General features: G+C 53.5%; 9 protein-coding genes. 1 reads left to right on the forward strand and 8 read right to left on the reverse strand.

The features are described 5' to 3' along the window. The 8 genes from hgdA to J2S20_RS09705 all read right to left on the reverse strand — a co-directional run bounded on the left by hgdA (position 1) and on the right by J2S20_RS09705 (position 8,247). A complete protein-coding gene (gene hgdA / locus J2S20_RS09670; protein ID WP_106611437.1) occupies positions 1 to 1,464 on the reverse strand; it encodes a (R)-2-hydroxyglutaryl-CoA dehydratase subunit alpha in 1,464 nt (487 codons plus the stop codon). A 96-nt stretch (positions 1,465 to 1,560) separates the two neighbouring features. After that, positions 1,561 to 2,352 carry a (R)-2-hydroxyglutaryl-CoA dehydratase activase HgdC gene (gene hgdC, locus J2S20_RS09675; protein ID WP_106611436.1) on the reverse strand — a complete coding sequence of 264 codons (792 nt, stop codon included), beginning with the start codon at positions 2,350 to 2,352 and terminating at the stop codon, positions 1,561 to 1,563. Between the two features lie 107 nt (positions 2,353 to 2,459). Continuing rightward, positions 2,460 to 4,271, reverse strand: a complete 1,812-nt coding sequence (locus J2S20_RS09680; protein ID WP_106611435.1) for an acyl-CoA carboxylase subunit beta — start codon at positions 4,269 to 4,271, stop codon at positions 2,460 to 2,462. 84 nt (positions 4,272 to 4,355) lie between these two features. Then, a complete protein-coding gene (gene gctB, locus J2S20_RS09685) occupies positions 4,356 to 5,150 on the reverse strand; it encodes a glutaconate CoA-transferase subunit B (protein ID WP_106611434.1) in 795 nt (264 codons plus the stop codon). A 16-nt stretch (positions 5,151 to 5,166) separates the two neighbouring features. After that, complete coding sequence (gene gctA / locus J2S20_RS09690; protein WP_106611433.1) at positions 5,167 to 6,198, reverse strand: glutaconate CoA-transferase subunit A; 1,032 nt, start codon at positions 6,196 to 6,198, stop codon at positions 5,167 to 5,169. A 90-nt stretch (positions 6,199 to 6,288) separates the two neighbouring features. Beyond that, positions 6,289 to 7,440, reverse strand: a complete 1,152-nt coding sequence (locus J2S20_RS09695; RefSeq protein ID WP_106611432.1) for a sodium ion-translocating decarboxylase subunit beta — start codon at positions 7,438 to 7,440, stop codon at positions 6,289 to 6,291. Positions 7,441 to 7,457: 17 nt separating this feature from the next. Continuing rightward, positions 7,458 to 7,934: an acetyl-CoA carboxylase biotin carboxyl carrier protein gene (locus tag J2S20_RS09700; RefSeq protein WP_307255223.1), complete on the reverse strand. Its 477-nt coding sequence runs from the start codon at positions 7,932 to 7,934 to the stop codon at positions 7,458 to 7,460. 28 nt (positions 7,935 to 7,962) lie between these two features. Beyond that, on the reverse strand, positions 7,963 to 8,247 hold the full coding sequence (locus J2S20_RS09705) for an OadG family protein (RefSeq protein WP_170065345.1): 285 nt from the start codon (positions 8,245 to 8,247) through the stop codon (positions 7,963 to 7,965). A gap of 285 nt (positions 8,248 to 8,532) precedes the next feature. Here J2S20_RS09705 and J2S20_RS09710 point away from each other — a divergent pair, with 285 nt between their 5' ends. Then, positions 8,533 to 9,423 carry an AraC family transcriptional regulator gene (locus tag J2S20_RS09710; RefSeq protein WP_106611429.1) on the forward strand — a complete coding sequence of 297 codons (891 nt, stop codon included), beginning with the start codon at positions 8,533 to 8,535 and terminating at the stop codon, positions 9,421 to 9,423. The last annotated feature ends 275 nt before the right edge of the window (positions 9,424 to 9,698 follow it).

Raw genomic sequence — 9,698 nt, forward strand, 5'->3', positions numbered from 1 at the left:
TTACGCCTCCTTCGCTTTGTCGTTCGCTTCCATTGCTTCCATCAGACCCTGTACTCTGGTCTCATACTGTGCGGCGTTAAAGTTACGCGGATCCGCCTGATCGCCGTCAAAGCCGGCGCAGGGCACACCGAGATCCTTGGTGAAGCGTCTCTGCATTTCCGCCATGTAACCGGACCACGGCTTGCAGGAGCGGTTGTAGTGAACCAGTACGCCATCGACCTTGTTGTCGCGGCAGATTCCCTCTCTCCATGCAACACCCTGCTCAATACATACAGAGTTCGGAGCCTTGTAGTAGGCGCGTGCCATCTCGTCCAGACCATCATAAACAAAGCCGAATGCCGGAGCGTAGACGACTGCGGTGACATTAATTCCGTTGTCCTTCAGTGGCTTGAACAGTGCCGGAAGCTTCGGCCAGCACGGAATACCCTCGAACATGATGCGCTTTTTCTCCGGGAACGGCAGCGTGGAGGTACCATCCTTGACATTCTGCTCAAGATCCTGCGCGAGCAGCTCAAAGGCCTCGGCAGTCTCGACACGGCCACGCGCGGTCACGACATCTGCCATGTGGTTGAAGAGATCAAAGCCGGACATCGGAGCGGGCTTGTACTGGAGATAATCACAGACCTTCAGCCACGCCTTTGCCGTTCTGTTTGCATTTGCACATGCCTGATTGAATTTCTCCTCATCAAATTTCTTGCCGGAGATCTGCTCAAGCTGCTTGATTGCCTCGTCAAACTGCGCTCTCACATAGCGGACCTTACTGTCATCGACATCGACATCATTGTTATAGGGGATATCGATCATGATGAGCGGAATATTGTGAATGCGGGCGATGTTCTCATACCACTTTGTCATGCAGTTGCAGATATTATTGCAGCAGAGAACGAAGTCGGGCATCGGCATGAGGTTCTGGCGAATCGGCTTTAGAGCCGCGAGCTTCTGCTCCTTCTCCGGGCCGTCCGGCAGTGCCTCGATGTCGTTGATATTGACCAGCTCCTCATATGGAGTCTGCGTCTTCGGATCCTTCTTCGGCTTGCCAGTTGCCTCGTCAATAACGGGCTTGCCGTCAGCGTCCTTTAAGGGCTTGCCGGACGCCGGGTTGATGATGTACTCACCGGTTGCCGGGTCGAACTTTCTGCCGACTCTGTAGCCGGCTGCATAGGCAAGACTGATACGGGTGTAGCCACAGATATCATTGTCATAGCCGAGATCCTCGGCTGCCTGACAGAGCATCTCACCATTACGGTTTGCCGCAATTCCTGCCGCCTGGTTCTCCGGATATACGACGTGCAGGCCAAAGGCCTCCGCAAGCTCGCAGGGGAACTTGGAAGAGGACCAGCCCACCGGCTCTCCGCGCTTCTTTGCTTCTCTTGCCTCAGCGTAGACATCATCAACGACCTTGCGCAGTGCAATCACGCCCGGGCTTGTTTTCTTCTTTGCCGGTTTCTTTACTTCTTCTGCCATAATCAATCGCCTCCAAATCTGCGGCACAGCATGGCTTACGCTGTCCCGCAAGCTGAGCCCCGCCCAGAGGGAAGGGGCTCAAAAACGAAAAGTTACTTATCTGGCGTGCTTTAACGCTCCCTGATATGCAAACAGGGCTGCGCCGAGCGCTCCGTTATACTGGGTCAGCGGAGAGGTAAATATCTCCACACCAAGCTGCTCCTCGAGCGCCAGCACCACACCGTGGTTCTGGGCCACGCCTCCGGTCATAACTACCTGCGGAACCGCACCGACACGATGCACCAGTCCCGCCACACGCCCCGCGATGGAGCGGTGAATACCAGCGATGATATCCCGCTTATCTGAGCCGAGCGCAAGCTGACTGATCACCTCGCTCTCCGCAAAAACGGTGCAGGTGGAGCTGATTCCGACCTTCTTGGTGGATTCTGCCGACAGACGCTCCAGATCGCTCACCTCTACCTCAAGCACGCGGGCCATCACGTCGAGAAAGCGTCCGGTTCCGGCGGCACACTTGTCATTCATCTGGAAATTGACCATTGCGCCGTTCTCGATCTTTAAGACCTTCACATCCTGTCCGCCGATGTCGATAACCGTGTGAACCTTCGGAAAGAGGAAATACGCACCGCGCGCATGACATGAGAGCTCACTCATCTGCTTGTCTGCAATCCCCTCCAGGGAATTGCGTCCATAGCCTGTCGCGAGTGTATAGCTCATATCCTCGCGCTTCATCCCTGCGGTCTTTAAGACCTCCTCAATGGCGCGCTTCGGTCCGCTTGTCCCGGTACCAACACTGACCAGTGACTTTGCAATAATCTCCTTGCCGTCCTCCAGAATGACACACTTGGAGGCGGTGGAGCCTACATCAATACCTAAACTGTAAATAGCCATGTACTACTGCTCTCCTGTCGCTGTCCCCTCCGGACAGCTTTTTCACTGCGCGGCCTGTAGAATGTCCGGCCGCGCAGCTGTAATTTCAAATCTGAAGCCTGTTCCGCTTACGCCTTGACAGCGTTCTTTGCACTCTGTCCATTTGCGTTATAGTCCTTGATGATTCTCGGAAGAAGCATCTGATGGAACGGGCAGATTGACTTCGGGTTCTGATATGCTGCATCCGTAAAGGCCACAACATAGTTTCTGAGCTTCGGCATATCGACAATCTCATCGACCAGGCCTGCCTTTGCGCAGTACTGCGGCGTAGAGGTGTCGATATAGTGCTGAATCAGCTTGTTCATCTTGTCGATGGTACCCTGCAGATCCTTGCCGCCATCCTGATCCTTCACAAGGCGGCGGCTGTACATAGCGCCGGCAGCAGTCTTACCATACATCACGTTGATCTCTGTCGCAGCGGTTCCGATAGAGAATACGTTATTGTCATTTGCCTGCGGACCGCCGAGAACATAGTGCGCAGCAGCAGTTCCCTTTCTGAGTGTGATCTCAAGCATCGGGATCTTGCTGGACTGGATGGAATAAATCAGGCTCTGGCCAAGTCCGAGCAGCTCTGCCTTCTCCGCCTCATTGTCGACATCGATGCCCGTCGTATCCTGAACCCATACCATCGGCAGACGATCTCGGCCGCAGAGGGTCACAAACTCATTCATCTTGATCAGGCCCTGGCGATAGAGCTTTCCGCCCATGCCCATGGCGCCCTTTCCTCTGTACTCCGGATAGTCCGGGTAACCCTGCATCGCGAGCACACCCTGACGGTTTGCGACAACACCGACCACAAGACCATTGACCTTTGCAAGACCGGTGATCATCTCCGGGCCGTAGTCCTTCTTGTACTCCATGAACTCACCGCCGTCAAAGAGCGCCTTGAGAACATTGTACATATCGTAGGTACGGCGGGTATTTCTCGGAACGATATCGTAAAGCGCGTCACCTTCGATTGCCGGTGCCTTCGGAACATCGACACGGAAGAACTCCGGATTGAAGGCCGGGACATAGTCCATATACTTCTTGATGGCATCCAGAACACCGAACTCCTCTGCGTAGACCTCGCGGAAGAAACCGGTGACATTGTAGTGGATGGAGACAGATCCCGGCGGATCGTTCTTCATCTTTCTGGTCGCGTCGATCATGCCCTCTGCACCCTCAAGATCCACGTAGGGCTTGGAGTCCATACCGCCGACAATACCTGCGCCGCCGACAGCCATATTGCCCTTCTCATGTGCAATCAGGATGGTCGGAGAGATGGAGTGATAGCCGCCGCCTGCAGGGTTGGTTCCGTAAATTCCCACGATAACCGGAACGCCCATCTGGTTCAGCTCAGAATTGCGATAGAAGGGGGTACCGCCGCCGCGTCTGTTCGGATAAACCTTCTCCTGCTCATCCAGCTTAACGCCGGAGCAGTTTAAGATGTATACCAGCGGGATGCCCAGCATCTTTGCGGTGTCGGAGCCGCGGAGAAGGTTATCCGCCTGCCCCGGAACCCACGCGCCTGCCATCTTTTTATTGTCGGAAGCAATAATCACAGCCCACTTGCCATTGATGCGTCCGAGACCCTTGATCACGCCCGTGCTGACGATGCCAATTCTCTCCTCCGCATTGTCCTGCGGATTATAGATCGTATTCAGCGGGCAGAAGCTCCCCGGATCAACCAGCTGGTTGATTCTCTCCAGCGCAGTATACTGTCCCTTCGCATGAATCTTATCATCTGCGGTTCCGGCAGCAAGCATGGTCTCCGCCTGCTTGTGAATCGCACTCTCAATCTCTTTCAGTTCTGCAGCATTCTCTGCGTTCGGCTTGGCTGCCGGCGCATTGAGCACGGGCATATTCTGAAAATATCCCGGCATGGAATAATTGTTCATGTTCGAATCTCCTCTTTAATCATTCAGCAAGTTACAGGGATTTGTCCGCCTCCGCCTGCGCACAGGCAGAGGCGCAAAGTATTCTTACTGCTTCGGAACCTTGATAAATGCCTGTCCGGGATCGATCTCCTCACGGATCATCCTGATGATCTCCGGGCTCGGTCCTTCGATGAGCTCTGCCTTGGACACATCGACATCAAAGCCGGTGTTCTCCTTGACCATCTCAGGGGTAGAGAAGGGATAGTAGTAAGCGAGGTACATTCTCTTCGTCTCTGCATCGAACTTCATGATACCGAGATCGGTCACGACCATCTGCGGGCCTCTGTTGCCCGGAAGTCCCGCTCTCTCACGTCCGCCGGGGCCATCCATCCAGCCCGGGCTGGTGATGTAGTCGATCTTGTCCATGAATCTTCTCTTCTGATGCTGCATCATGATGATGGTATTGCAGTAGGTCGCAATTCCGTTTGCACCGCCGGAACCCGTAAAGCGGGTCTTCGGGTTATTGTAATCGCCGATGCAGGTGGAGTTTACGTTTCCGTAGGGATCAATCTGCGCTCCGCCGATGAAAGCGATCAGTCTGTCCTCGTCGTGCAGCCACTCATTGGACTCAAACCCGACAAAGCGGATATTCGGCCACTGCACTGCGCAGTGTGCCATGAAGCGGAGATCTCCAACCGAACGCGGAACCTCTACCGGTGCGCAATCCATCAGTCCGCTCTCAACGATCGGATGGCAGGACGGGCAGACCGCGCGCTTCGCGAGGGAAGCACCGATCAGCGGAAGACCTGTGCCGACGATAACGATCTGGTTCTCCTTGATGTTCTTTGCAATGGCATATGCCTGCATTTCCTGCTTTGTATAATTCGTGTAATCAGCCATGTCTTTTTACCTCCCCTTATCGTTTTGCGTATCCGAGACCCGGAACGACCTTCAGCTTCGTGAGACGGGAACCGCCGATCTTATCCAGCAGCTCATCGTTGTCCTTGCAGCTGTAGACCCACTTCTCAAGATAATCCTTAAAAGTCTCCGGATTCACCGGTGCTGTGTAGGGAAGGCCCTTCTTTGCTGCCTTCTCAGCTTCCTTCGCGATCTGCTTCTCCGCGTCATCCTTATCCTGATACTTAGAAGCCTTGTCGTACTCCTTCATCGCAGCGTCATCGCAGTCATAGTAGTTGTAGCACTGAGACGGCCATGCACCAAACGGAACGTGGCAAACCGCACTCACACACTCACCGAAGACCTTGGTCAGAGTGGGATCACGGCGAATATACTCATCGCTCACAAGCTCCTCACAGGTCACGATCACCTTCTTTGCAGCGACAGCGACATCGACATCGTGGAACTCATCACCCTCAATGATGCAGGTTCCGTCCGGGGAAGCCTTCTGAACATGGATGATAGCCGTGTCGAGCTTCGGAGTCGGAACAGCGACTACCTTCTCTCCCGGGTTAAAGGGATTGTCCACATACGCAAACTTCAGATCATCAACCTTGTCCAGAGTCTTTCTGGTCTCCTCGGAAATACCCCAGAAATCAGTGAGACCGGATCCCTGCATCAGGCGGACCGGAAGGAAGGGAAGCCCCAGGGATGCCGCGTGAAGCTGAAGCATCAGGACATCCTGAGAATAGTCCTCGTAAGTCAGCTTGCCCGCCTCAATTGCAGCGCGGAAGCGACGGGAGACATTGGTATAGCCGGAGTTTGCGGTATAGCAGTTGATATATGCCTTAACGCGGCCCTCTCCGATCATCATATCCCAGTCACCGCCTGCAGGACCTGCCCACACGGTGAAATCTGTCTGACCCTGGCGAAGGATCTCGCCAACTGCGGCATAGGGCTTGCGATTGGTGGTAAATCCGCCGAAGCAGATGCTATCTCCGCTCTCGACATACTTTGCTACAGCATCATGTAAACTCATTACTTTGTTCATGGTAATATCCTCCTTTCTCAAAACACAAAAAACAGCTCTATTAATTTCATGCGTTTCTGAAACATACCCACTCTGAGGACTCTTTCACACTCAGTGCGCGAAGAAGGTCAGGAAGAAGCCCGCCGCAACTGCGGAACCAATGACACCCGCAACATTCGGACCCATGGCGTGCATCAGCAGGAAGTTGGTGCGGTCGGTCTTGGCGCCCACAGTCTGTACAACACGTGCTGCCATCGGAACTGCGGACACACCGGCAGAACCGATAAGCGGATTGATCTTTCCGCCCGTCACGATGCAGAGCAGCTTTCCAAGCAGCAGTCCGCCGACCGTGGAGAAGCAGAATGCAGCGAGACCCATGACAACAATCGCCAGTGTCTGTGCGCGCAGGAATATCTCTCCTCTTGCAGTTGCGCCGACAGAGAGGCCAAGAAAAATCGTGCAGATATTGCAGAGTGCGTTCTGAGACACATCAGAAAGTCTCTCAACCACACCGGACTCACGGAAGAGGTTTCCGAGCATCAGCATGCAGAGCAGCGGGGCTACATCCGGAAGCAACAGCGATACAAGGCAGGCAACCAGCACCGGGAAGATGATCTTCTCCGTCTTTGAGACCTTGCGGAGCTGCTTCATCTTGATTCTGCGCTCTTTGTCAGTTGTCAGTGCATGCATGATCGGCGGCTGAATCAGCGGAATCAGCGCCATGTAGCTGTACGCCGCAACTGCAATCGGTGCAACCAGCTCCGGTGCGAGATTGTTTGCAACATAGATTGCCGTCGGGCCGTCAGCACCGCCGATGATACCGATTGCTGCTGCCTGCTGCGGCGTGAAGAGGCCAGTCGCATTTGCAAAGATAAAAGCACAGTAAATACCGAGCTGCGCAGCCGCTCCGAGCAGCAGTGAGATCGGATTCGCAATCAGCGGGCCGAAGTCTGTCATCGCGCCGACTGCGAGGAACATCATGCAGGGGAAGAAGCTCGACTTGACTCCCATGTACATGACACCCAGAATTCCGGCCTCATACCAGTGATCTATCTCGTAGAAATACTGGAATGTACCGGAATGCGGCAGGTTTGACATAAAGATACCGAAGGAAATCGGCAGAAGCAAAAGCGGTTCAAACTGCTTCACGATCGCCAGATACATGAGGACGAACGAAATGACAAGCATGACAAGCTGCTGCCATGTCATCGTCGCGTATCCGGAGCCGGAGAGCAGCCCTTCAACGATTTCAATAAGATTCACAGCGTTTCCTCCTTACCTTAGTTCAGGGTACCCATGACCTGATCCGTGTCCACAGTATCACCGGTCTTAACGCTGATGGATGCAACCGTGCCGTCTACCGGAGCCACAATATCATTCTCCATCTTCATGGCCTCGATCACGAACATGGTCTGTCCTGCAGATACCTTATCACCGACATTTACCTTGACGCCGAGCACAGAACCGGGCATCGGGCAGGTAACCGGGGTTCCGCCTGCAGGTGCCGGAGCTGCTGCAGCTGCGGGAGCGGGTGCCGGGGCAGGAGCTGCTGCCTTCGGGGCCGGTGCCGGGGCAGGAGCTGCTGCCTTCGGGGCCGGAGCGGGTGCTGCAACCGGTGCCGGAGCGGGTGCCGTCACAGGCTGAACCGGGGTGGAGACACCGGAAGCAATCTCTTCACGGGTAAGCATATGGAATGCGGACATCCGTTCCACTTCAACCTCGTATTTCTTGCCGTTCATGGTAACAACATACTTCATATCATTAGCCTCCTGTTTTGTCCTGGATTCATTTTATTTCTCTGATGCTTGTGACATTGATCTCTTCCGGAGCCGCGTGCAGTTCTTCACAGATCACAGCGAGAATTATGGAACAGATCTCATCGCTGATGCCCGGGGGTTCCGGCGCGGGTCTGGACGCGACCTTGCTTCCGGCGGCATTTCCGGATGCCATGATCTTGGAAAAAATCAGTACGACCAGAGCAAGGACAATCAGCGTACTCATCACTACGCATAGTCCCATCACTGAAAGAAGTACGCTTTCAGGTACCGCCATGGATGTGCTTGTCCACATACCTATCCACCTCCTTTTCATTATGACTACATTCTAACATAATCCACACAGGATTCTTCCTATTTATTGCCACAAACCTTGCATAAGTTGTGATCAGCTGACAATAATACTGAAAAAACTGATTTTTTTAGCGCCCATTGCCGCCAGAACATACAGAAGTCCGCAGATTCATCCGCTTCTGGCATTTGATCTTTTGTACAAGTGTGCTAGAATACTGCCAAGGAGTATAATTGGGAGATAGTACCGCACAGCGAATCGCGCTCCCCCACGAAAGGCAAAATACACATGGAATCGCGAGATTACATTATCCAATACAAGCAGGACGACAAATGGCGCATGCATCGCCTGCACTACCACGAAGGCGTGGAGCTCATGCTGGTCCTGAGCGATGGCGGAGACTTCTTTATGGACCGAAAAATGTATCCGCTGCGGAAAAATACGCTCTTTATTCTGAATGCAAACACCCTTCATCGGGACGAAAACGGCGCAGATGGCTCTATCTTTCGCCGCTATGTGCTGCACATTCTCCCTTCCCTTCTGGAGCAGCTTTCCACACCGCAGACAGACTTCACAGAAGCTCTGAAAAACGCCGGTGCCTGTATTCGTCTCTCAGATGAGGACACCACAAAGCTCTCCCGCCTTTTTGAGAAACTCCGCATCAGCATGCCTCCCGCCTTCGGCACGGACATACTGGAGCGCATCACGCTGTATGAGATTCTGCTGCTGGTATGCAGCCGCATCCGCTCCACCAAAAAAGAACACGGTGCCTCCAATCAGGAATATGATCGCGTACAGCCGGTGCTGGAATATCTGCGCCGCAACTGCACAGATCACATCTCCCTCGATGATCTGGCCGATCACTTCATGCTGAGCAAGCACTATCTCTGCCACATCTTCAAGAGAGGAACGGGGTTCAGCGTTATGGAATATGTGATCCAGCTGCGCATCATCACCGCACAGCGTCTGCTTCGCCAGGGAGCAAATGTCCAGGAGGCCAGCGAGAAGTCCGGCTTTCAGACCTACTCACATTTCATCCGTACCTTCAATACCTATGTCGGCGTCTCTCCCAAAAAATACGCAAAGCTCTACCGCCAGGGAGATCGCTACGCAGCAAATTCCGAGATGAGCGGTAACAAGCGCCCGCGCGCGCGCCGCGGCGAGGCTGCACAGCTATAAAAAAGCTACCAAACCTATGTACTATCTCTCCGCACATCAAATCAGTAAGCCTATGTGCGGAGAATTAATACCATAGCAGGTAACTTTTTTGATATTTTTTTAATTATCCCTAAAAACTATATAAACATTTATATATGCTCAAAAACTATAGGTCTTTCTGATCAGCAGTTCCATCTATGGGCTGAGTTGTAATCTGAGGCGCCAGTTTGTAAGGCGAGATGCTTGTTTGTAAATTGAAAACTGCATATTTGAAAGCGAAACGCCAGTTTTGTATG

It is taken from the genome of Moryella indoligenes (assembly GCF_030812885.1).
GTDB lineage: Bacteria > Bacillota > Clostridia > Lachnospirales > Lachnospiraceae > Moryella > Moryella indoligenes.